Source organism: Paenibacillus sp. FSL W7-1332, assembly GCF_037969785.1.
Classification (GTDB): Bacteria; Bacillota; Bacilli; order Paenibacillales; family Paenibacillaceae; genus Paenibacillus_AQ.
The window spans coordinates 3,235,458-3,259,150 of sequence record NZ_CP150209.1; the positions used below are offsets into that span (position 1 = coordinate 3,235,458).

Here is a 23,693-nt window from a genome sequence, read left to right on the forward strand (position 1 = left end):
TTGATACAAAATGGGGGGAACGCATGAAACTTCAGGCTCCGGGCAAAGCATCGAAATGGTTTGTATATCAGAAAATCGTCATCGTTTTTATTCTATTATTACTTCCTCTCATCTCGATGAATATTTGGTTGAATTATAAGGGGATGTCCGTTACGAAGGAGTCCCTCTTGAACTCCGCGACGGCGGGCGCATCCTTCTATTCCAAACAGCTCGATAAAGAGATGTATTTTATCCGGAATTTACAGCTGCAGCTGTTAAATGACAAGGATCTGCAGAAGCTGAGCTTTCGGGGCAGCATGCTGGAAGACTATGAAGAGGTGGAGCTTATTGACCAGGTCAGGGATCGGCTTGCAACCCTCATGGTCTCCAGCGAGTACATTGTAAGCGCCGGTGTTTACGTAAAAGATATCGGGAAAACGATCTCCACCACAACGGGCGTAACCAACACGCCCAATAAGGAAATGGAACGGATATCTTCCATGATGTCGGTTATGCCCAAGCCTTCTTTTTACCGCAGCGGTGACCGGATTTTTCTGATTGAGACCGAAAACAACGGCGGCATCTGGTCCTACATCGAAATTTCCAGATCCAAGCTGCTGGGGGCTTTAAGCGAAATTGCCAAGCTGTATCCGGAATCCGAAGTATTACTCGGGAGTAAAGAAGGGGGGACCATATTAACGACAGCTTCGCGGGATGATGAGTCATCCGAGATTTTGAGTCATATCCTGGACAATCCCAGCCCGGAACAAAGTGTATCGGGGACGGGGGAACTGGATGGCGTAGACTATTTTATCATCCAGAATGAAGTTAGCGCGCTGCATCTGTCCCTGGTCATGTATGTGAACCAAAATGAAATCACGCGGCCTTTAAGCCAATTCATTACATGGTTTTATACGTTGTTTATTCTAGCGGTGACCGTCATGGTGCTCTATTCGTTCTCGGTTAATCTGATGATCCACAGGCCTCTGTCCAAGCTTGTCAAAGCCTTTCATATGATCGAAACCGATAATTTGAACATCATGATCGATTCCAGAAGCAAAGATGAGTTTCATTACGTATTTAACGGGTTCAACAGGATGGCGCATAAGCTCAAACATTCGATTGAGGAAAACTATGAGCAAAAATTAGCACTTCAGCACTCGCAGCTGAAACAGCTGCAGTCCCAGATCAATCCGCATTTTCTATATAACAGCTTCTTCAATATTTATATGATGTGCAAGGTTGGAGACTCGGACAGCGCAGCGGAGCTCTCGCAAAAGCTCGGAAGCTACTATCAATACATCACGAGAAGCGGCTCCGACGAGGTTCCTTTCTATACGGAATACAAGCATGCTCTCGATTACTGCGAGATTCAAGGCATCCGCTTCTCGAACCGGATAACATATGAGCATAGAGAAATTTCGGACATCCCTCCGTTCATTACCGTTCCGAGACTCATCATACAGCCTATTGTAGAAAATGCGTTTGAGCATGCGTTCGAAGACGGCATGGAGGAGGGGAAATTGTACATCAGCAGCGATTACCGGGAAGGACAATTGCGCGTGACGGTGGAGGATAACGGGAAGTTGCTAACGAATGACATGCTGCAGCGTTTGCAGGATAAGCTTGCGATGGATTCGAAGCATATTGAAAAAACAGGTTTAGTCAATGTGAACAACCGGCTTCAGCTTAAATACGGGCCAGGCAGTGGATTATTCATCTCGCGCAGCGCCTATGGCGGCTTAAAGGTGGATCTGATCATGATCATCGATGGGATAGAGGAGGGGCATCATCATGTATAGACTGTTGATCGTAGACGACGAACCTGTCATCGTTAACGGCTTGGTTCAGCTATTTCAGGAGCATGCACAATTGGAACTGGATGTATGCAAAGCTTATTCCGCCAAGGAAGCGCTGGAGATTGCCATGAGAGTGAAGCTGGACATTCTCGTCAGCGATATACGAATGCCCCATAAGAACGGGCTTCAACTGATAGATGAAATTACATACTATTGGCCGCATTGCCGAATCATTTTCTTGACCGGTTACAGTGAATTTGATTATGTACATGAAGCACTGCGAAAAAACGTGGATAATTACATCCTGAAAACCGAAGGAATCGATCCGATTTTTCAAGCTGTTCAAGAGGCCTCCTCAAAGCTTGATGAGGAGAATCGTCGCAGAATCCAGGCGGAAAAGGCAAAAGTGCATTTTCAAATCGCCGAGCCTCTGCTGAAACGGGAGCTGATACGTAAGGTATTGAAAGGAGAACCTGTTCATCGTTTATTGTCCGAGCCTCGCTATGAAGAAGTGGAGTTCCGCATTGATGTAGACCAGCCGGCATTCTTTATCATGGGAAGGATCAGGGGCGCAGCGGAGACGAAAACAAAGGATGTGGCGCAAGCTGTTCAGATGACGTTTATCAACGATTTGCCCTCCTCATTTACATGTGAGCATGCTGTTCTGGACGATGCCTTACAGGTATGGCTGCTGCAGCCGGATGCGGAGCTTCGGAATCGTTTTCGCGGGGATGAGCCGGAGTATGAGCTGCATTGGCACAGGTTTATATCCTATATGAAGGGCATCCTGGAGCTGGTTCAAAATGAATGCGAGGAACTGCTCGGTGTTCATGTTTCTTTCGGGATATCCGGCAATCTGCTACATAAGTGGGATACCTCGGGGCAGCAGCTTGATGTTATACAATCCATGCTGCAGTGCAGGGCTGCGCTTGGTCAAAATATGGTCATTGTGGACATTGAAAAGGCTAAAGAGCTTGAAGATAACGGGCGAGATTACGACCGGTTCAAGCAGGATGATATGAAATTCGATGTGATCGACCAGATCCATAACTATATTTTGGAGCATTTATCCGGGGACGTCTCCTTGACCGCGATTGCGGAGGAAGTCCATTTTAACCCGTCCTATCTGTCTCGCTACTACAAGCAGCTGACAGGGCAGAACCTGCTGGAGTATATCCAGTCGAAGAAGCTGGAGGGAGCGCTCCATCTGATGCTGCATACGAATATGAAACTGCAGGAGATTGCCACTCGGCTCGGATTCGAATCTGCTTCTTATTTCACGACATTTTTCAAGAAAAAGATGGGGGTTTCCCCTCAGGAATACCGAAATACCCAATAAGTAAAAAAAGTGAAAGAGATGTAAAAAACTTAAAATTGATAGCGCTTTCGGCCGGAATCTATAATGAGACGTAGGCAGCACGGATTTCAAGATTACGCCAGATAAAGGGGGAAAGCAATCATGAGATGGATCAAACTAGCGAAGATGATGTTGATTAGCACGATGACGCTTTCGGTAATGGCTGCATGCTCGAATCAGGTAAAAGAATCTGAAGGGACGCCGGTCAAAACCTCTACAGAGGGTGCAAAAACCAATACAGCACCGCCCGACCCTCTAGGCAAATATCCTGAAACGGTCACGGTCACGCAAGTGCTCGGCTACAATCCGCCGGAGGATCCGCGGACGCCGCAAGGGATTACACCTGAACAGAATGCTTACTTCAAAGATCTCAAAGATATGCTGAACATTGAGGTTCAGTACAAATGGACGGTGCCTTCCAGCCAGTTTGAACAGAAGTTTTCATTAGCCATGGCTTCGGCGGATCTGCCGGATGTGATGGAACTGGACCAGAAGAACTTCGAGAAGCTGAAGAAGCAGGGGATGCTTGCCGATCTTACCCAAGCTTACAACGACTTTGCTTCACCAGCACTGAAAAAGTACATGGAGTCTGACGGCGGATTTGCGATGAAGACGTTTACGTCGGAAGGCAAGCTGCTCGCGATTCCCGGATTTGAGGATCCTTTCCTGTCTACCCAGCTGCTCTGGATCCGGAAGGACTGGCTCGACAACCTGAATTTGCAGTCGCCGCAAACCATGGATGAGCTGGAACAGGTTGCAAGGGCTTTTGTGCAGCAGGATCCGGACCAAAACGGTAAAAGTGACACGTACGGTATCGCGATGCAGAAGAATCTGTTCTTCTGGGGCTTTGACCTGAGAGGTTTCTTCAATGGATTTGGCGCTTATCCGTCCATCGGGGACAATCAGTCGGCCTGGATTAAGGACGACAGCGGCAAGCTTATACCTGGACTCATTCAGCCGGAAGTAAAGACCGCCCTGGGCAAGCTTCAGTCCTGGTACAAGGAAGGAATTCTGGATAAGGAATTTGCCTTGAAGGACGAGAACAAGTCCGTTGAAGATATTACCGCAGGCAAGGTCGGCATTTCCTACGGCGAATGGTGGTATCCGAACTGGCCATTGAATCTCAATGTCGATAAAGATCCTAAGGCAGAATGGATTGCCCTTCAAATTCCCGGGCTGGATGGACCCGGGAAGTCGATGGTGCCCAAAATTCGCAGCAACAAGCTCGTGGTCGTGAACAAAAAAATGAAGAATCCGGAAGCTGCCATTAAGATGATCAACTTCTACATCGAGATGGGCAACAAAAAGTACATGGATCAGAATAAAGCGGAAAAAGGATATGTATACAATTGGTTCAACCCACGGATTTATAATCCGGCCCAAATCGATACGATCTATACGGAAGTAAACAAAGCGCTTGACGCGAACCAATCGGAAATCACGCTGGATGACGAGAACTACAAAAATGTGGCCGACGTCTTCAAAGCAACAAAAGATTACCTTGCCGGTAATACCGCAGATGCCTCGAAAGGCGTGAATTGGGGCCAGTATTTCAGTCGGGCGGCGAAAGACGGCGGCTGGGGAATGACGCGTCAAATCAAAGAAAAACAGGCATATGTGAACAATGAATTCTACGGCCTTCCCACGGCAACGCAGGTGGAGAAGGGATCCCAGCTCGATAAACTGATGCAGGAAACCTTCACTAAGATCGTCATGGGGGCTTCGCTGGACGAATTTGATAAATTCGTTCAGAGCTGGAAGTCGCTTGGCGGCGATCAGATTACGCAAGAGGTCAACGATTGGTACGGCCAGCAGAGTGCCAAATAATCTTTGAATGATAGAACGGGAGGATAAGCCTTTATGAAGTTGGCAGATTCCTCCCGTTTTAAATGGACGGGGAGGTTCATCTGTGAGAACGCTGAAAAAAGAATATCTGCTGCATTTGATGTTGCTGCCTGGAGTTATCGTCACGTTAATTTATGCTTATGGGCCTATGGCCGGCCTCGTGATGGCTTTTCAACAGTTTGAGCCGCTGGCCGGGTTCTTCCACTCGGATTTCGTTGGCTTTGATAATTTTCGATATGTATTTGAACTGCCCGATTTCAAGCAGGTACTGTGGAACACCATTGTCATTTCCGTATTTAAAATGATTTTGTTTTTACTGGTGCCTCTGATCCTGGCACTGCTTCTCAACGAAGTCACCCGAAGATGGTTCTCGCGCTTTATCCAATCCGCCATCTTCCTGCCATTCTTTCTGTCCTGGACGGTGCTTGGCGGCGTCATCATAGAATTGTTCTCCTTGAATGGTCCGGTAAACGGCTTGCTGGGTGCGCTCGATATGGAACCGATCATGTTTATGCTGGATAACCACTGGTTCCGTGGGATCATTATCGGTTCGGACGTATGGAAAGGAATGGGCTATAACATGATTGTTATGCTCGCAGCCATAACAGGAATCCATGCAACATTGTATGAAGCTGCAGAAGTAGACGGAGCGGGAAGATGGAAACAGATGATTCATATTACGCTTCCCGGCATGGCACCGATTCTCATCCTGCTGGGTGTATTAAGTCTTGGCGGAATTCTCAATGCCGGTTTCGAACAGATTCTGATTATGTACAACCCGACGGTTTATGAAGGTGCGGATATTATCGATACCTTCGTCTATAGACTCGGAATGTTCAGTCAGCAATTCGGACCTGCCGCCGCAGTCGGCTTCTTTAAATCCGTCATCTCCCTGGCACTCGTGGCTGTGACGTACTATGCGGCTTATAAATATAACAATTATCGGATCTTTTAGGCTGGAGTGGAGGTAGGAAAATGCACAAACCAACGATCAGCAGAAGGCTGTTTGTAATCTTGAATACGCTGGTTCTATCCGCAATCACCTTGCTCGGCATCATTCCGTTCATTCATTTGCTCTCGATTTCGTTAAGCTCGAATACGGCGGCGATGGCGGGAGAAGTGAGGCTCTGGCCCGTCGGCTTCAACCTGGATGCTTACCGGTATTTGGGTGAAAAGGTGGAGTTTTTTCGATCGTTTCAGGTTTCGCTTACACGGGTTGTATTAGGAACGGCGGTGAATATGTTTTTGGTATTCATAACCGCATACCCCTTATCGAAATCCAATTATCAATTTAAGTTCCGAACGCCGTACGTGTGGTTTTTTGCCATTACGATGTTTTTCGGCGGGGGCTTGATTCCCACTTATATGATCGTAAAGAATACCGGCTTGATTGACTCCGTATGGGCGCTGATTCTTCCTGGGGCGCTCAATGTTTGGAACATGGTCCTCATGCTGAACTTCTTCAGAACGATCCCGAAGGAGCTGGAAGAGGCTGCAACGATTGACGGCGCCGGACACTGGAGAATATTATGGCGTATCTACCTGCCGGTTTCCCTGCCGTCTATTGCAACGATCGGCTTGTTTACCATCGTGGGACACTGGAATGCCTGGTTTGATGGAATTCTATATTTGAATTCACCGGATAAATATCCGCTGCAAACCTATTTATCCACGCTCATTATGTCAATCAACTCCCAAATGACCTCGATATCGATCGAGCAGATCAAGGCGATGGAGAATTTGAGCGAGAAAACGCTCCGGACTGCCCAAATATTCATGGGAGCGCTGCCGATCATGGTCGTCTATCCGTTCCTGCAGAAGTATTTCGTTAAAGGGATGACGGTTGGCAGCGTTAAAGAATAAGCACTTGCAAAAAAGGAGAAGAATCGGATGAATAAAGTTAAGGTTGCCCTCATCGGAGCAGGGCTGCGAGGCATCAATTATATGGAATATGCCCTGCTCCATCCCCATGAGCTTGAGGTGGTTGCCGTCGCGGAACCGAATCAGCAGCGGAGGGAACAGTTTAAAGCTAGGCATGGCCTTGAAGATTCGGCCTGCTTCGAGAATTGGAATGATTTCTTTGCAGGGCCCAAGCTTGCAGACGCGGTATTGATATGCACCCAGGATAAGCAGCATTTCGAGCCGACGATGCGGGCGCTGGAGGCCGGTTACCATGTGCTGCTGGAAAAGCCGATGTCTCCAGATCCCGAGGAGTGCATCCGGATGGGCGAGATGGCTTCGCAGGCCGGGCTGGTGTTTTCCATCTGTCACGTGCTGCGATATACACCGTTTTTCACAACTTTAAAGGAACTGCTGGAGCGTGAGACCATTGGCCAATTGATGTCGATCCAGCATAACGAGAACGTGGGCTATTGGCATCAGGCGCACAGCTTTGTCCGGGGGAATTGGCGTCGTAAGGAAGATTCCAGCCCTATGATTCTCGCCAAATCCTGTCATGATCTCGACATTTTGCTTTGGCTTGCCGACTCGGATTGCCTTCGTGTATCCTCTTTTGGCTCACTGAGTCATTTTACGGCAGCGCAGGCACCGGAAGGCGCACCCAAGCGCTGTCTGGATGGATGCCCGGTCTCGGATCAGTGTCTCTATTATGCGCCTGATCTATATTTGACAGAGGATACGAATTGGCCAACGTCGGCGATCAGTGATGATATGAGTTATGATGCCCGTTACAAGGCGTTGCTGGAGGGGCCATATGGCCGCTGCGTATACCATTGCGATAATGACGTTGTGGACCATCAGGTCGTCAATCTGGAATTTGCCAACACCGTGACGGCTGCATTTACGATGAGTGCGTTTACGCGAGATGTCAGCCGCACGATCAAGCTGATGGGAACCCGCGGGGAAATCCGCGGCGCCATGGAGAAGAATGAGATCGAGATCATTCACTTCGGCAGCGGCAAGATCGAGCGAATATCTTTTGAGGATAGAGGCGGGCATGTCGGACACGGCGGCGGTGATGTGGGCCTGATCAAGGATTTTCTGAGACTGGTGCAGTCAGGGGGAAGCGATCAAGGGCTGACTTCGGCAAGCCGTTCCGTTCAAAGTCATCTCATGGCGTTTGCGGCTGAGCAGTCGAGAGTGGATGGAAAGGTCATCTCGATAAAGGAATTTGAGCAGCGGTTTAGCCCTTCAATGAGCACGAAGTCCGGGAACTAATAGTTAGATACTCAAGCCTGGTTGCTGCTGCAATCGGGCTTGTTTTGTATTCCAGAAAGGTAAGAGATATATCTGATTTATCTGAGCAAGTCTCCGTTCCCGAGTGACTGGTTATGGTGAAATAAATCTAGAAATTCAACCAAATTTCTTGAAGGCTTGCTTTAACCGATAGGAGATGACGATTATACGATATTTAAAAGATATTCAGGAGCCGGGGATGGTTATGTAGCCAAGGAAACCACGAAAACCGTGGTATTTTTGCGACTGCGGTCATGCGTATGAAACGTTCGGTTTGAATTGGATATAATTTGCTATGCTCGGGTTATCCTAATCTCAAGAGTATGTCTTTGAACGAATTCAAAATGCCCAGGGAAGGGTAATCATGTTTAATTCCAAGACGATACAGGAGGTTAGCATGAAACATACAAACGGTATATCCGATGTTGGGATACTCGGGATGGGCACTGCATTGCCGGTACATTCGGTGGCACAGTCGGATATTGCGGATTTAATTGCTTCTACGCTGCAGGATCAACCCGACCTGGCCCGCTTTGCTCGAAGAGTATTTCGATCCTGTGGTGTCGAAACTCGTTATACTTGTGAATCCAATTACCTTGGTTCATCGGAAGAATGCCGCTATCTGCCTTCCCATGACGAATCGGACATCCCGACTACCGAGGAACGAATGGATACATACAAGCGGGAGGCCCTCCCGCTTGGCATAGAAGCAGCCGAGAAGGCAATGAAAGATGCCGGTATCTCACCGGATCGAATCACGCATCTCATTACGGTCAGCTGCACGGGCCAATACCAGCCGGGCATGGATGTGCTGTTGATTCGCCATTTGGGGCTTTCTCCGCGCGTCAATCGTCTGCCGTTGATATTTCAGGGATGTGCTGCGGGCCTTAAAGCGATTCAAATGGCAAGGGATGTTGTCAGAGGAGCGCCGGCTTCACAGGTTCTGATTGTGTGCGTGGAGCTTTGCACCCTTCATTTTCAGCCGGTCAAGGAGAGGGAAGCGCTTTTTGCTGCTTCGTTTTTCGGTGATGGTGCCTCCTCTTGTGTTATCGGTCACCCGGAAACGGATCATCAACATTATTTGGAGCTCGGCTCGGGTTATTCGGTCGTGCTCCCGGATTCAACGGAGGATATGACGTGGGAGGTAGGCAATACAGGCTTTGATCTTTTTTTATCGCCGCGTATTCCCAAGCTGCTCGGTACTCACCTGGAGGAAGAAATGCGTGTTCTGCTGAAAGGAGATAAGCTCCCGGAATTGTGGGCCATCCATCCTGGCGGAAGGGGCATCGTGGATTCTGTCCAAGAAGTCATGGGCCTGACCGATGAACAAACCAAGTACAGCAGGGACATTTTAAGAACGGCGGGGAATCTCTCCTCCGTGACCATTATGTTTGTGCTGAGTGCGATGCGTAAGGAGATGCAAGAGCTGAACAAAGCTTCCACGGAGGGGGTAGCCATGGCCTTCGGCCCAGGCCTGACCGCGGAGCTTATGCGATTTACCTACATGAAGGCATATACGTCATCGGTCAAGGATCTGGACCATGTCCTTCTTTAGAACCTTATCCATCCGGGCGCAGGAAGAGGAGCTTATGGATGACTTTTCCATGGGAGGGGAAGAGTTGATCGAAGCGCTGAAGCACTTAAGGCGACTGAATCGAATTTTCGCGGCGCCTGGTCCTACCTTAGACGGCGTTGAGAAGCTTTGGAAATCGATTGGCAGCCCGAGTACCCTTAGCATCATGGACGTAGGGGCAGGTTCAGGCGATGTAAACCAGAAGCTGCTGCAATGGTCAGATCAAAGGGGCATCAAGCTGAATATCACCTTGGTCGATATGACAAAAGAAGCATGCGATGAGGCTAAGCGCTTGTTTACGAACGAACCGAGGATTCAAGTTCGGCGCGCCGATGTTAGAGATTTACCCGATGCATCGGCTGATATTGTGACAGGTTCCCAGTTCATCCATCATTTCCAGGGTGAGCAGCTGGTGGAGATGGTGACGTATATGTTGAGAGCTTCTATTTACGGGGTCGTGATCAATGATATTCATCGGCATCCGGTACCCTACACGGCAGTCTGGCTTACGACGCGCATCATTTCCCGCAATCGTTATATCCGCCATGATGGTCCGTTATCGGTTGCTAAGGGATTCAAAGGGAAGGATTGGAGAGAGTTGAAAAAGCAGCTCAATCACGACACCATGACCTATAAATGGAAGTCGTTGTTCCGTTATTCCGTTGTTATCCCGAAACAGGGGACTCGCTAGTCCTCTGCTCGTTACCAAATGAATGTTCTTCATGCAAGCTATAAGGCAGGTGTTCATATATGTCAAAGCAAGCGGATGTCATCGTCATTGGAGCGGGAGTAGCCGGCACAAGCTGTGCACTACAGCTTGCAAAACAAGGACATCGTACGATATTGCTGGACCGGCAATCCTTTCCGCGCCATAAAACCTGTGGTGAATTCATGTCCCCAGAGACCAAAGAGATGCTGGACTATCTAGGGGTCCAATTACGTGAAACGGTTGAGCCTAGTTCCATGGACCACGCCAAAATCGTAATGCCGCACGGCGGTGAGATTAACGCTCCGTTACCGGGGCAGGCAACCGGGATCAGCCGCTATGAATTGGATCGCCTGCTGCATGAGCATGCAGTGACCGCGGGCGCGGACATTGTCACGGGAACAACCGTAACCAACATTCAGAAGCTGGATGATCATCGGTATGAAGTCGACGCAAGGCAAGGGAATGAGGCCGTTCGATATGAGGCAAGGGCCGTTATTGGTGCGTACGGTACAAAAAGACCACGTAGCGTTGCATCTGCCGAGGCGTATCGGGATGACACCGTGTATGTTGGTGTAAAATCGCATTATAGCGGCATTACGATCCCTGCTCGGGTTGAGCTGTATTTTTGCGAGGGGGGTTATGTCGGAATTTCGCCGATTGAAAAGGGGATGATCAATGTAGCCGCGTTGCTGACCCTGAAATCAGTGCAGGGCAGCGGCAAATCGGTGCCGGAAATTCTACGGGCCGCTTCACGTACGAACAGAAGGTTAGCCGAACGAATGGCTGAAGGGGAGCCTGTTTCGGGAACCCAGGTATCGATTGCCCCGCTTCATTTATCCAATACGCCGTATCCATGGTCGGAATATCCGCATATCGGCGATGCGATGCTGATGCTTCCGCCGCTGTGCGGGGACGGGATGTCGGTTGCTCTGCGATCATCATGGCTATGCTCCGGCTGGACACACAAATATTTACATGGAGAAATAAACTTCGAACAATGGCGAGACCAATATACGCTTGAAGCTATTCGTACGTTTAAGGAGCTTCTCAGAAGGGCAAGGAGAATTCAGAACCTGGCTTTTGCTAAAACCAACCGCTTCTATCCAGGCATCGCCCGGATGATTCCAGGATTGGCGTCCTATATCGTAAAAGCTACCCGGTTATCCGAAACGGGCATAGAGTATGAATGGATGGATGAGACGACAGACGGTGCTTCAGAATACAACGATCATGAAGAACGTTAAGGTACATTATTCGATGAAATCGATGAGATCCGTTAACAAATATGAACAAGCAGGCAGTCGATCAGAAGGATCGGTTGCTTTTTTTATTTTCTAAATATTAGCTCACTAATTTTTGTGAGAAACTTCGCCCATTTCTCTTGAAACTGCGGGTCGCCGGGTTCGAGGCCCGTTATCATCTTGGTAACATCCCCATAGACAAGTGGGTAAGTAGTCAAAGCAGAGATTGCCAACGTTAGCAATTCGGGGTCTAAATCCTCTGATATAAGACCTGCTTCTTGCTTCAATTTGATATCTTCCACGTAGGATTGAAGAGTTTCTTCTCTTCTTTGTTTTCTTGCAACTTGTTGCGGCTGTGTTTCAAGAGCTTCCCAAGCGGTGAACCTTAAGAAATCCATTCTAGTTTGACTGAAAATTCGGAACCGATGCTCCGCAATATCCACTGGATTAGGAGGGAAGATAGCCCAATCCGGCGTATCGACTTTCAATTGATCTAGAACAGCCACTAATAGTTCTTCTTTTCCCTTAAAATAATGATAAATCAGTTGCTTTTTTACATCAGCGTTTTTTGCAATGACTTCTATCCGCGCACCTGTATATCCCTTATCGAAAAACTCTTTTCTTGCGGCCTCAAGAATATTCTTTCGTGTACGTTCAGCATTTCGAATTTCCCCCATTGTAGTACCTCCGTTCCCATGCTAGTTAATATGAATGATACATTCTAAATGAACAGGAGTCAAGTTTAACTGAAATTTTATTAAGTTCTACTTGACACTTGTAAAGTTATAATTTAACATTTGGTCAGTAGCCGCGATTTCCACTTTGTTCCATTATGGTGGATAGACTGAAGGCTTGTTGCCGAGGTCCAAACCAATGTAAGCGGCGCTGCAGTCATTATGACAATCACGAGAGAAAGGAGGTTGAATCCCGTTTGAAGATACTAACCGTCGTAAGCCATCCGAGAACGAATTCTTTAACCTTTGCGGTTTCTGAGAACTTTGTACAGGGTCTTACAGATTCAGGGCATGAAACGGAAGTTTTGGATTTACACCGCATCCATTTTAACCCCGTATTATGGGAGGCTGATGAGCTCGATTGGTCTGCTGACCATAAAGTCTATTCGTCGGAAGTAGAAACTGAAATGGAACGGATGAAGTAGCATGATGTATCTTGCTTATGTATCTCGATTTGGTGGTACAGTGTACCAGCTATGCTAAAAGGGTATATCGATCGCGTATGGAATAATGTTTTCGCGTACGGTTCAAGTAAGCTACATCATAAACGGGTGTTATGGATTGGTCTGGCTGGCGCCCCGGCAGAGCATTTTGAGAAGAGAGAGTATGACACATTGTTCGCTAACCATCTGAACATCGGAACTTCCAACTATACGGGAATATCCAACTCCAAGGTAGAAATTTTGTACAATACCTTGGATTCAAACCCGGAACATCACCATAAGTTGCTGAGTCAAGCTTATGAGCTTGGCCGGAACTTTGGACATCAATGAAAGATAAAATCGGTGTATCAAACATTAAAAAGAGGTGTAATTAATATGACGACAGTAGCAGAAAACAATGTTATCCATGTTATGAAACAACGCAGCAGTATTCGTAAATATCAACAAGGGGTCGATATTCCTCAAGAGACGCTGAATCAGATTTTAGAAGCAGCGGCCACCGCTCCTTCAGCATGGAATCTTCAGCATTGGAAGTTTCTTACCATCCAGGATCCGGAAAACAAAAGTCGTATACTGCCTATCGCATATAATCAGCAACAAGTTGTTGACGCTTCGGCAGTAATTATTGTACTCGGTGACACGAAAGCGAATGAAAATGCTGAGATCGTATATGGGGAAACAGTTCGTGCAGGCTTCATGACAGAGGAAGTTAAAAATCAAATCGTCAGCTCTATAGATAGTTATTACGATAGCAACGAACATGCCGGGACACATGATGCTATTCGAAATGCAGCCTTTGCAGCAATGCAGCTTATGTTAGCCGCTAAGGCGCATGGAATTGATTCAGGCCCAATGGGAGGATATGATGCAGAAGCTTTAAGGAAAGAATTAAATATTCCTGATCGTTATATTCCGGTGTTAATGTTAACTTTAGGTTATGCTGAACAACCGGCGCATCAAACGAATCGCTTCCCCTTGGATCAGTTAGTTATCCGTGAACGGTTTTGATACATGGATAAGAACATTTTAGACACTAACGTCATCGCTCAAATCGGCTTGGTTGTTAATGACATTGAAGCAACGAGTCAGGCATATGCCGATTTCTTCGGCATAGAGAATCCCGGGTGGTTCTGGTCGGATATATTCGATATCGAAAAAACCGAGTATAATGGCATGCCCACGGAAGCGCGAGCAAAGCTATCTTTTTTCAAACTGGGATCGATCCAGCTGGAGTTGATCCAACCGGACCATCATCCGAGCACATGGCGAGAAAGTTTGGATCGGAACGGTGAAGGCTTTCATCATATCGCTTTTCATGTAAATGGCATGAAGGAGAAAATCAGCATACTGCAGCGCAACCAAATCCCCATCCAGCAAAAAGGGGAAAATGCCGGGGCAGATTACGCTTATGCCTACATGGATACGGTTCCTCAATTGAAACTGCTAATTGAGTTGCTTGAACAGGAGAAACGTTAAATTGCTGTAAATGCAGCAACTTTGAAAGCCGCATGGAATGCGGCTCAGATTGTCGAGAAACCCTGCACTTTTTTCAAAGTACAGGGTTTCTCCCTTTTTAAGTGGTCAATTCAAGAGGGGAAATGGGGGATTACCCCCTGTTTTCCAGGCGATCCAAGTGGATCGCCATCTTCTTCATATTCTGCACGGTTGCTGTCATCAGAGCTTGTTCCCTGACGTTTTGCAACCCGCGCAACCGGCAATAGCGAAACCCATGGAGCTCTTTGGCATCCGCGAAGCTTCGCTCAATCGTTTCTTTTCGTTTTCGGTATAAATACTTGCCGGATCGACTGAGCCGGTTGTTTCGCACCCATTCCTTGCTGTCTTCCCAGACATGGCGCGTGACGACCTTGCGGTGATTCCGTGAACGGGTACATTGCTCCAGCATCGGGCAAGTCTTGCAGTGTTTCGGATCGGAGGCATATTGCCGGTATCCTTCTCGATTCGTGGTGCGATACAACAATTCATGCTGGAGCGGACAAATATAACGGTTACGCTCGGCATCATAGGTAAACTTCCACTTCGGAAATAAGCCTTGGGTCGGATGAAATCTCCGGTGAGCAATCACTCCAAAGATCCCCCGTTCCTGCAATCCTTTGCAGATGGGGGTTGTTAAATAGCCTGAATCCAGGGCAACGGCTTCAACTTCAAAACCAAATCGCTCTCGTTGGCGATCCAAACGCGACAAATACGGTACAGAATCATGGACGTTTCCCGGCGTGACGTGGACATCGGTAATCAGATTGTACTTCAAATCAACGGTCCGGTGATCTAAATAAAAGAATCCTTCCGGTTTCCCGTCGCGAATCATATAACCGCTATCCGGGTCGGTTTTGCTCACCTTGATTTCTTTCTTCTCGACCACATCCTCTCTGGGTTTTAAAGCTTTTTTCCATGCGCCTTCCGGTCGGCTTCTACTGCGCCATTGAGTTCGTCCATGTAATCTCGTGTGTTTTGTAGAACCTGCTGCTTGGTGTACTGGTGTTTGTTCGCATTGGCCTTCACATGCGTGGAATCCGAAACCAGGACTCGTCCGCCGACCATGCGATGCTCGATTGCCTGCAGCACAATCTCATCGAAGATATCTTGAAAGATATTAGTGTCTTTGAAACGAGTCCGTCGGTTCCAGCTAATGGTGGTATGGTCCGGAACTTTGTCTGTCAATCCCAAACCAAGAAACCAACGGTATGCCAGATTCGTCTGAATCTCGCGTTCCAGTTGACGCTCTGAACGAATGCCGTAAAAATAACCGAGGAAAATCATCTTAAATAACACGACAGGATCGATGGCTGGTCGCCCATTATCAGCACAGTAAAGCGGACGGACCTTTTCGTCGATGAAAGAGAAATCGATATACTTGTCCACTTTACGGAGCAGATGATCTTGAGGAACCAATTCTTCAATCGAAACAAACTCGTAAGCCTGCTGTTTTTCTCGGTTAGAACGCAACATATTTAACACCCTTCCGAACGGTTTATTTACTAATATTATATAATATTAACGCGGTGTCGTGTTGAACTAAATACACAAAAAATAGCTGTCGAGACTTTCTCGACAGCCTGAGCCGCATGGAATGCGGCTTTTTCTGTTGTGACAAACTGGAAAAATTCTAGGCGGAGGGATACTACGTTAGCACGGTAGGCTTAAATGAAGCAAAAGTCGCTAAATGTATTCGTGAACAAAAAGCACATGACCAAGCGGTTGATAAACTGAGTGTAAAGAAGTACGAAGATCCACGGATATTGTGTCTATGTATGAACGATTTTGTTGACATTATACAAACGTTGTTTTATTATGTTTACAAATTATATAGACAAATTCTAATATTGTTTGCGATAATTATTGAATGGAGGGGCGTTATGCAGGATGGAAAATATTCACCTAATCCGACCGGAGTTATTCGTAGTACTCTTGATTTTCAGTTCCAAATCGCTTGGCAGATGCTCGATTTACATCTAACGGGGCTTCAAGATGAGGAATTCCATTGGCGACCGGCTCCCAAGGGGCTCCATGTTTATCGTCAATCTGGAGTCTGGCTGGCGGAATGGCCTGTATCCGAGGAGTATGGAATTGGCCCGCCGAGTATTTCTTGGCTGACATGGCATATCACCTACTGGTGGTCTATGGTACTGAATCATTCGTTCGGCAGCGGGACATTGGTCCGTGAAGACATCCATTCCCTGGGTAACATCCAAGAGACCAGAGATCAAATACATGAAATGAGCTGCGAGTGGAAACGTGAAATGTCGGCTTTGACGGACGATGCGTTCCTTTCTACGGAGCGGACCTTGTGGCCTTTCACGGATAAGCCTTTTCATGAATTGGCTGCCTGGCTAAATCTAGAGATGATGAAAAATGCGGCCGAGATCGGTTATTGCCGTTTCCTTTATGCTGTTCACAAGCAATAATACATGTATCCATGGGATCATAGCATGATCTTTACCTGCGGTATCCCTGAAGAGGGATTCGAAATACGATGTAAAATGAAGGGCTGCTACGTTGCTTATTGCAACCTGGCAGCCCTTAGTATGTAGATTAATTAAGAGTTTGTCACTTCGTTCTCGATGACGATGCGATTTAATTTCAAATTTACCGGCGCCGCTATCGTATCGCCTACAGGGAACTTACGCTCCAGGAATTCAACGAACTGTTCAACCTTCTCGGCGGGCGAAGGGGTTTTGATGTAGAAGGTGTATCGAATATCGGAGTATCCTGGGCGTACGTCAGAGCGGTTAAAGAATCCGTCAAGGTCAAGATCTCCTTCTACGTCAACCCGGAAATCTTCAAGGATAACATCGAATTTTGGCGCATATACACGGGCCACGATCGATTGGCATGCCCCCAGGGAGGCGAGCAGAGCTTCAACGGGGTTCATTCCGGTATCCGTACCTCCAAGGCTTTTCGGCTCATCGATGACGAATTCGAACTGCCTTACATTTGTAACAACCTTGACCCCTTCTTGCAAATGGGCAGTTGCTTTGAACGTTTGGACACTTGGCATATAACACATCTCCCTTTTCCTGGACAGGCCCAATCATGGGTGATCTGTCTCTATATTTAAATATATAGTATTATACTAGGTTTAGTAAGGATTATAATTCCAATTAACATGATCTGTCAATAAAATAAGTACAAAACGATAAAGAGAGTGTGTTCTCGTATCGAAAACACACTCTCCAGATCAGTTCCATATTATTTTTCGGAGGCCTTATTTTGTTGTTTCAGCAAATCGCGAATTTCTGTCAACAACAGTTCTTCCTTCGATGGAGCCGGCGGCTCTTCCGCCTTCGTTTCTTCCTTGCGTTTGAAGCGGTTAAGTGTACGGATGAACATGAAGATCGAGAAGGAGACGATCAGGAAGTCCACGACCGTTTGCAGAAATACTCCATACGTCAGGGTTGCATCCCCGATGGTCGCTTTTAGTCCTGATAGATCTACCCCGCCAAGAATTAATCCAAACACCGGCATGATGATATCACTCACCAAGGAGGATACGATTTTGCCAAAAGCAGCACCAATGATAACCCCAATGGCTAAATCCAGCACGTTACCCTTAAGCGCAAAGGTTTTAAATTCTTTTAACAAATTCATAATACGTCACCTGCTTTTCAATCCAAAATGTAGGGCGGCCATTAATCTACCACTCGAAATATCCTATCAGCAACTAGTGGAATGCGCAAGATCGTTAAGTCGTATCTTTTTTTACGGAAACGTCGTAGGTGAGCGGCCGCTTGCCCGTACAGGTTGACCAATAGGTGGCATTCATGATAAGTTTTTTAATATTCGCAAGATAACGAGATCGAATGAAGGAGGGATAAAGCGATGACTGAGTTAGAGGTTGTAGATGTTTATGTGAACCTGTCGATACTGGGAAGCATAAGACAAGGTTCACACCATAACCAATCAGATACCGGAACTTTATCCTTCTATACTTATACTCAGGCAATTTAGCGATGGTTTGATCTTCGCTTGTTTCTTTATGGTATAGTTGGTTAACGTAGCGTAGAACGCACCGGATTTCTGGTGTTTCTGCGCTTTTTTTCGTTCTGAAATTTTGCCATAGAGGGATGAGGAAAATGTCATTAATCAATGTTTCTAACCTTTCGTTTGCTTATGATAGCAGCTATGATCCGATATTCGAACAGGTGAGCCTTCAAATCGATACCGATTGGAAATTAGGATTTACCGGAAGAAACGGCAGGGGGAAAACCACGTTTCTCAATCTGCTGCTAGGCAAGTACGAATATAGCGGGAATATTTCGGCATCCGTGAGTTTCGAATATTTCCCTTACCCTGTCAAGAACAAGGAGTATCTCACTCTGGATATCATCGAGGAGATCTATCCGGAGTATGTTCATTGGCAAATCGTGCGCGAGCTTAACTTGTTAAAGGTTTCGGAAGATGTACTGTACCGGCCTTTTGCGTCATTATCTAACGGAGAACAGACGAAAGTGATGCTGGCAGCGTTGTTTATCAAGGAAAACCGCTTCCTCTTGATTGACGAACCGACCAATCACCTGGACATGCATGCGAGAAAATTGGTCAGCGACTATCTCAGCAAGAAAAGCGGATTTATTCTGGTGTCGCACGATCGATCATTACTGGATCACTGCGTAGACCACATCCTGTCGATCAATAAAACCAATATCGAGATCCAAAAAGGCAATTTTTCCGCATGGTGGGAAAATAAAAAGCGACAGGATCAATTTGAGCTTGCCAGTGACGAGAAACTGAGGAAAGATATCAAACGTTTAACGGATTCTGCCAGGAGGACGGGGAATTGGTCGCACGAAGTGGAAAAGTCCAAAAACGGCACCAGGAATTCAGGCTCCAAAGTAGATAAAGGCTATATCGGCCATAAGGCAGCTAAAATGATGAAACGCTCCAAAAACCTGGAGCAGCGACAGCAGTCCGCCATTGAGGAAAAATCGAAGCTTCTTCAAAATATCGAGAGCTCCGAGAGTCTGCAGATGTTCCAACTCGATTATCATAAAAAACAACTGGCCCAGCTGGAGGATATCTCCATTTCATACGGTTCCAAGAAGGTGTGTGAACACTTGAGTTTTACGATTGAAATAGGGGACCGAATTGCCCTCTCGGGCAAAAACGGTTCTGGAAAATCCAGTATCCTTAAATTGATATGCGGAGAAGAGATGCAAATCACGGGCCAGTTCAGCAGGGATAACCAGCTTAAGATATCTTATGTGTCCCAGGACACGTCCCACCTACAAGGCAGCTTGACGGACTATGCTATAAGCAGCGAGATTGATGAAAGCCTGTTTAAATCCATACTGCGAAAGCTCGATTTCTCCAGACTTCAGTTTGAAAAGGATATTTCGACCTATAGCGGGGGACAGAAGAAGAAGGTGCTGATCGCTAAAAGCCTTAGTGAGCATGCTCATTTGTATGTTTGGGATGAACCGCTTAACTTTATCGATGTGATCTCTCGCATGCAGATCGAAGAGTTATTGCTCGGATATGCACCGACGCTTCTGTTCGTGGAGCATGATCGTGCATTTTGCGAGAATGTGGCAACCAAGATCGTTGAGCTTGATGGCAATCCATGAAACTAATGAAGAATGTTATCCCCAGATGGAACGAGAGTATGATTAAGCTGGTCAAGTTCCTTAATAAGTAATAGCAAAAAAAAGCTGCCCGCTTATTAGCGGCAGCTTTTTTACGTTTCGTTGTCATATCCAACAGCAGCTCTTACAGTTTACTTAGTCCTTCCAGTAGCCGGTCAAATAAAGCCCTTCCATCGCGTGATTCCAAATGGATTCATCATTAGGACGGTCGATGGGAACCTGGAGGGTGCAAACGCCGTCGATCCCCCAATTCAATTCTTGCACATTTTGAATATCATGCATGGTTCGAAGAAAAAGTATATTACACGTGCCGGCTACGAACGAGGATAAGACGGCATGAAGCAGAGCAGCCTCCGGGGCATTCACTTCCCCCCACCTGATAAACAAAACGGATCGGCTGTTGTTTAGAACTTCATAGAATCTGTGAATGCGAAGATTTATCTTCTCTTTATAAGAAGCATACGATTGCGTCCAATCTTGATTGGGCCAAATCGGGAAGTCATGTACGGAGATCATATCATATTGCGTATCCAGTATGAAATGAGCATCATGGTACGGTCTTCCTTCAGCAGGCGTGGCGATTCCATCCTCCAAAAGAGCCGAAGTACCTTCAATCTTCCGCATATGCTCAAGTTCCATAAATCCGATGAAGCGGTTGCTCAATAACCGGGTTACATCCGAAATGGAGTTCGTTATCATCCAATCAAGCGGGAAAGAAAAGCGTCTTAGTTGACGCTGCCGCAAATTGATCGATGGCCCGCACCAGCTGCCCAAGCTGATGATCACATCATAGGCGCCTTTCACATCTACCAGCTTCACATTTGTCACCACTCTCTCATATACGTCTATGATTATCGTATTCAGCCTCTTTTCGGGACGTATGGACATTTATAGGTAGGGAACTGTTTGTTTTGATCGGAGTGTCTTACAAAAATGTAAGCTTGTAGAAAGGTTAATCGATAAGTGAATCTTTCATTATGGTTTAGACTGGGGTTAATGAACATATAAGAAGGTGATATATGATGAGAAATGTGATGATCATTTTATTTGCAATTACAAGCATTATGCTGATGGGGACGTGCAGGGAACTGGAGTTAGAACAAGCAGAATGCGGGGAGATGCATTGAATTGGGGATCAAGCGAAGGTCGAACACATGTAACAACATACGTACCTAAAGAAAAGAAGCCGCAAAGCAAGCAGCTTCTTTTCTTTGAATGATTCCACGGACAGATTCCAATGTGAAGAGACAGAGAGGGCTAGGGCTTCCTTGGTTATCCTCTCAATTACTTTCTAGAATCAACTGCTGCAGTTGATTGGTGTAGAAAGTCAGCTCATTCTCCGAAGACAGATCCTTAAGCAGCGCTTGGATTAGAAAGGAACGTGGACGTTCAGCGGTGAACTCTTCCCGCAGCATCGCGGCTACCTCAGACAAGTCTTTTTTTCTGGAGTTCGTGATGGACATATCCGGGATAATCGACTCAATCGTATCCATCAACGCCGTTCTTCGTATTTCTTGCGTATGAGTAAGTGCCTCTAAATCAACCATCGAATATTCCTTCATGAGTTCATCGGTGAGCAGGGGACGGGGAGCACCTTGTTCCAATCCCAGCATGAGATCATCCATTCGCTCAGCAATGAAAACAGCCAATTCCTTTTGAATGAGCGGTTTGAATCCAAACAAGACATGAAAGGTATACTCGCGGATCAATCCGTTAAAGACGGCTGTAGCATCCCATTTCCATTCCTCTATCGAATCCCCGTAATGACGGAGTAAAATATCCTGGTAATAACGAAACATATTCAATTGAAGCTGATGGATGACGGTACCGATCTTGTCACTGTTCGCCGGCGGGAGCTCGTTATGATCACGCGATATGTAATATCCATGCTCGATGAAAAAATCGAACTGATAAGCGATCTCTTCAAGAAATGTTTCCCTGCGGGATAACCCTTTTTTGCGGATCTGTTCTACGGCATCAATCATATCCTGCTGTCGTTTCTCCAGAATACGGATGTATAGCTCTTCTTTGGAACCATAGTATTTATAGATTGAGCCTTTAGCAATGCTGCAATCATCCGCGATATCTTGAATCGAAGTCGCTTGGTATCCTTTTTCGGCAAAGGAACGAATAGCCGATTGCAATATTTTTTCTTTTAACAAACTCATAGCGCGGCCCCCTTAACGATGTACAAATATACCGGATTCGATCACTATCATATCGTTTTTTGCAGAGCTAATCCACAGGCACAAGAAAGATGCCTCAATCTTGAACGAGCTCGATATCCGGATATTCCTTCGATAGTTCATCCATGGCGTTATGCCGTATTCCCTTGAGATGCTGGTCAAAGAAAGCAACGCTTACCTCGTTTATGATGTGATGAACCGATTCTGGATCCTCTCCCGGGTTAGGCAGCAGCGGAGAGAACAGATGAAAATCCGTATAACTCATATGGGAAGTATGTGGAATCGTCATCGTGTATCCGCCTCCCTGCAGAGCATTCATGCGACGCCTTACCGTCTCCTCCCAAAAATCTTCGTAATACTCCCGTGTATGGCCGCTTTGCGCCATAGCTTGATCCAGCGAGTTATCGAATATCGACTTGTCGATACTCTTCTCACCATTCATCTGTAGATATGGCTTATTAAGTCCCGTGCTCGGCATAGGTTCTCCATATAAGGTCCCATCCATATTGATCGCAGCCTGGATACGAGAATCCTTCAGCAGCATCTGGGCTGCAGTCGCACCGCCGTAAGAATGACCGAACATGCCGATTCGTTCCAGATCAAAACGACCGGTAAAACGGTCCTGTTCATCCTGTCTATTCAATTGTTCCAGCCGATTCAAAATAAAAGATACATCCTGAGTCCATAATGTCATGTGCTCGTCAAGCGCTTCAAAACCTGAAAGCTGGTGCTTGTTGATCAAAACCTCCCGGCCGTCCGGGAATACGGTTGCAGCCGCATCATAGGCATGGTCGATTCCAACCACGATATATCCATGGCTGGCCAGCTCTTCGATCTGGAAGGTATTCTGGTTGCGGAAACCCGTCATGCCATGTGAAAAAATCAAGATCGGATATTCCTGCTCCATGGAGGACAGCGGGGCATTGCTGTAGGCATGGGTCTCCACGAGACCCAGATGGCTTAACGTCCAGGCTGGGAAGGACAAGGCCTGTTCGAGACCTTGTGTAATCGCTGTTACATTGCGGATATAGGGTTCGGCTTCTTCCCCCGTTTCGGGCTCGGAAGGATACCATAACTGTACCATCAGCTCACGGTGATCCGTCGGATCGGCAGAGTACTCATCGGGCCGGTCATTGTCAATGAAGTGGTATACCGCAGTTCCCACAGGATAGGGTCCCTGAGGTTGATGAAATCCGAATACAGGGAGCAGGAGAGGCAGTGCGACCATGACTGATGCGTATAGGAACAATACCGTGGTCCATAACCAGGCTAACCATCTTCTCCTGCTCTTCTTACTGGACGGTTTCTTTTCGGGTTTTCTAAAAATGATGACAACCGTCAGGATAACGGAAGCCGCGTAACAAGGAATCATTTGCCACCGGCAATCCTCAACGATGATCTGCACAACCGTAACGATATATAGCGCTATTAACGAGTAGATCAGCCGGCTTTTCTTCGATTTTGGTCCCCAAATCGTAGCTATAGCCAAAGCGTTAATGAATAGTATGATAACCATTTCTCCGAATCTCAAG

At 46.8% G+C, this 23,693-nt stretch carries 20 protein-coding genes and 2 pseudogenes; 15 read left to right on the top strand and 7 right to left on the bottom strand.

From position 1 onward, the window contains the following. The first annotated feature begins 23 nt into the window (after positions 1 to 23). The 9 genes from MKX98_RS14480 (at position 24) to MKX98_RS14520 (ending at position 11,701) form a co-directional block, all read left to right on the top strand. On the top strand, positions 24 to 1,781 hold the full coding sequence (locus MKX98_RS14480) for a histidine kinase (RefSeq protein WP_339223699.1): 1,758 nt from the start codon (positions 24 to 26) through the stop codon (positions 1,779 to 1,781). Further along, on the top strand, positions 1,774 to 3,117 hold the full coding sequence (locus tag MKX98_RS14485; protein ID WP_194542389.1) for a response regulator: 1,344 nt from the start codon (positions 1,774 to 1,776) through the stop codon (positions 3,115 to 3,117). Before MKX98_RS14480 ends, MKX98_RS14485 begins: the two co-directional genes overlap by 8 nt. Positions 3,118 to 3,237: 120 nt before the next feature. After that, on the top strand, positions 3,238 to 4,962 hold the full coding sequence (locus tag MKX98_RS14490; RefSeq protein ID WP_339223701.1) for an extracellular solute-binding protein: 1,725 nt from the start codon (positions 3,238 to 3,240) through the stop codon (positions 4,960 to 4,962). A gap of 82 nt (positions 4,963 to 5,044) precedes the next feature. Next, the gene (locus MKX98_RS14495; protein WP_071221825.1) at positions 5,045 to 5,935 is read left to right on the top strand and encodes an ABC transporter permease subunit; all 891 of its coding nucleotides are present in this window, start codon (positions 5,045 to 5,047) and stop codon (positions 5,933 to 5,935) included. 20 nt (positions 5,936 to 5,955) lie between these two features. Continuing rightward, entirely contained in the window at positions 5,956 to 6,843 is an 888-nt protein-coding gene (locus MKX98_RS14500; RefSeq protein ID WP_194542391.1) for a carbohydrate ABC transporter permease, read from the top strand. Between the two features lie 27 nt (positions 6,844 to 6,870). Beyond that, a complete protein-coding gene (locus MKX98_RS14505; protein ID WP_339223703.1) occupies positions 6,871 to 8,157 on the top strand; it encodes a Gfo/Idh/MocA family oxidoreductase in 1,287 nt (428 codons plus the stop codon). 415 nt (positions 8,158 to 8,572) lie between these two features. Then, a complete protein-coding gene (locus tag MKX98_RS14510; RefSeq protein ID WP_339223705.1) occupies positions 8,573 to 9,730 on the top strand; it encodes a type III polyketide synthase in 1,158 nt (385 codons plus the stop codon). After that, a complete protein-coding gene (locus MKX98_RS14515; RefSeq protein WP_339223707.1) occupies positions 9,717 to 10,439 on the top strand; it encodes a methyltransferase domain-containing protein in 723 nt (240 codons plus the stop codon). Before MKX98_RS14510 ends, MKX98_RS14515 begins: the two co-directional genes overlap by 14 nt. A gap of 59 nt (positions 10,440 to 10,498) precedes the next feature. Further along, positions 10,499 to 11,701 carry an FAD-dependent oxidoreductase gene (locus MKX98_RS14520; protein WP_339223709.1) on the top strand — a complete coding sequence of 401 codons (1,203 nt, stop codon included), beginning with the start codon at positions 10,499 to 10,501 and terminating at the stop codon, positions 11,699 to 11,701. A gap of 83 nt (positions 11,702 to 11,784) precedes the next feature. Here MKX98_RS14520 and MKX98_RS14525 read toward each other — a convergent pair whose 3' ends face one another. Next, on the bottom strand, positions 11,785 to 12,375 hold the full coding sequence (locus tag MKX98_RS14525) for a TetR/AcrR family transcriptional regulator (protein ID WP_339223711.1): 591 nt from the start codon (positions 12,373 to 12,375) through the stop codon (positions 11,785 to 11,787). 254 nt (positions 12,376 to 12,629) lie between these two features. Between MKX98_RS14525 and MKX98_RS14530 the strand changes: the two are divergent. The 3 genes and pseudogenes from MKX98_RS14530 (at position 12,630) to MKX98_RS14540 (ending at position 14,351) form a co-directional block, all read left to right on the top strand. Continuing rightward, positions 12,630 to 13,205, top strand: a pseudogene (locus tag MKX98_RS14530) (NAD(P)H oxidoreductase). A 45-nt stretch (positions 13,206 to 13,250) separates the two neighbouring features. Then, complete coding sequence (locus tag MKX98_RS14535; RefSeq protein ID WP_220685484.1) at positions 13,251 to 13,883, top strand: nitroreductase family protein; 633 nt, start codon at positions 13,251 to 13,253, stop codon at positions 13,881 to 13,883. Positions 13,884 to 13,886: 3 nt separating this feature from the next. After that, positions 13,887 to 14,351 carry a VOC family protein gene (locus MKX98_RS14540; protein WP_194542399.1) on the top strand — a complete coding sequence of 155 codons (465 nt, stop codon included), beginning with the start codon at positions 13,887 to 13,889 and terminating at the stop codon, positions 14,349 to 14,351. Positions 14,352 to 14,481: 130 nt separating this feature from the next. On the opposite strand, the gene MKX98_RS14545 is transcribed toward MKX98_RS14540, so the two are convergent. Further along, a protein-coding gene (locus MKX98_RS14545; protein ID WP_339219424.1) for an IS1182 family transposase occupies positions 14,482 to 15,842 on the bottom strand; the annotation gives its coding sequence in 2 pieces (ribosomal slippage) (positions 14,482 to 15,275 and positions 15,275 to 15,842; 1,362 coding nt in all). 152 nt (positions 15,843 to 15,994) lie between these two features. Here MKX98_RS14545 and MKX98_RS14550 point away from each other — a divergent pair. Together MKX98_RS14550 and MKX98_RS14555 are read left to right on the top strand one after the other, a co-directional pair. Then, a pseudogene (locus MKX98_RS14550) lies at positions 15,995 to 16,126 on the top strand (IS200/IS605 family transposase); the annotation flags it as partial. Between the two features lie 123 nt (positions 16,127 to 16,249). Continuing rightward, positions 16,250 to 16,798, top strand: a complete 549-nt coding sequence (locus tag MKX98_RS14555) for a DinB family protein (RefSeq protein ID WP_339224442.1) — start codon at positions 16,250 to 16,252, stop codon at positions 16,796 to 16,798. A gap of 131 nt (positions 16,799 to 16,929) precedes the next feature. On the opposite strand, the gene MKX98_RS14560 is transcribed toward MKX98_RS14555, so the two are convergent. Next, positions 16,930 to 17,391: an OsmC family protein gene (locus tag MKX98_RS14560; RefSeq protein WP_339223713.1), complete on the bottom strand. Its 462-nt coding sequence runs from the start codon at positions 17,389 to 17,391 to the stop codon at positions 16,930 to 16,932. Positions 17,392 to 17,582: 191 nt separating this feature from the next. Next, on the bottom strand, positions 17,583 to 17,981 hold the full coding sequence (gene mscL, locus MKX98_RS14565) for a large conductance mechanosensitive channel protein MscL (protein ID WP_339223715.1): 399 nt from the start codon (positions 17,979 to 17,981) through the stop codon (positions 17,583 to 17,585). Between the two features lie 485 nt (positions 17,982 to 18,466). Between mscL and MKX98_RS14570 the strand changes: the two genes are divergently transcribed. Then, positions 18,467 to 19,957 (top strand): Lsa family ABC-F type ribosomal protection protein, encoded by a 1,491-nt coding sequence (locus MKX98_RS14570; RefSeq protein ID WP_339223717.1) that lies wholly within the window; start codon positions 18,467 to 18,469, stop codon positions 19,955 to 19,957. A 153-nt stretch (positions 19,958 to 20,110) separates the two neighbouring features. Here the strand turns inward: MKX98_RS14570 and MKX98_RS14575 are convergent, their stop codons facing one another. From MKX98_RS14575 to MKX98_RS14585, 3 genes are all read right to left on the bottom strand, one after another. After that, positions 20,111 to 20,803 carry a DUF1796 family putative cysteine peptidase gene (locus tag MKX98_RS14575; protein WP_339223719.1) on the bottom strand — a complete coding sequence of 231 codons (693 nt, stop codon included), beginning with the start codon at positions 20,801 to 20,803 and terminating at the stop codon, positions 20,111 to 20,113. Between the two features lie 452 nt (positions 20,804 to 21,255). Next, entirely contained in the window at positions 21,256 to 22,143 is an 888-nt protein-coding gene (locus MKX98_RS14580) for a TetR/AcrR family transcriptional regulator (RefSeq protein ID WP_194542405.1), read from the bottom strand. A gap of 94 nt (positions 22,144 to 22,237) precedes the next feature. Continuing rightward, positions 22,238 to 23,692, bottom strand: coding sequence for an alpha/beta fold hydrolase (locus tag MKX98_RS14585; RefSeq protein WP_339223721.1), 1,455 nt, complete (start codon positions 23,690 to 23,692; stop codon positions 22,238 to 22,240). Between the last annotated feature and the right edge of the window lies 1 nt (position 23,693).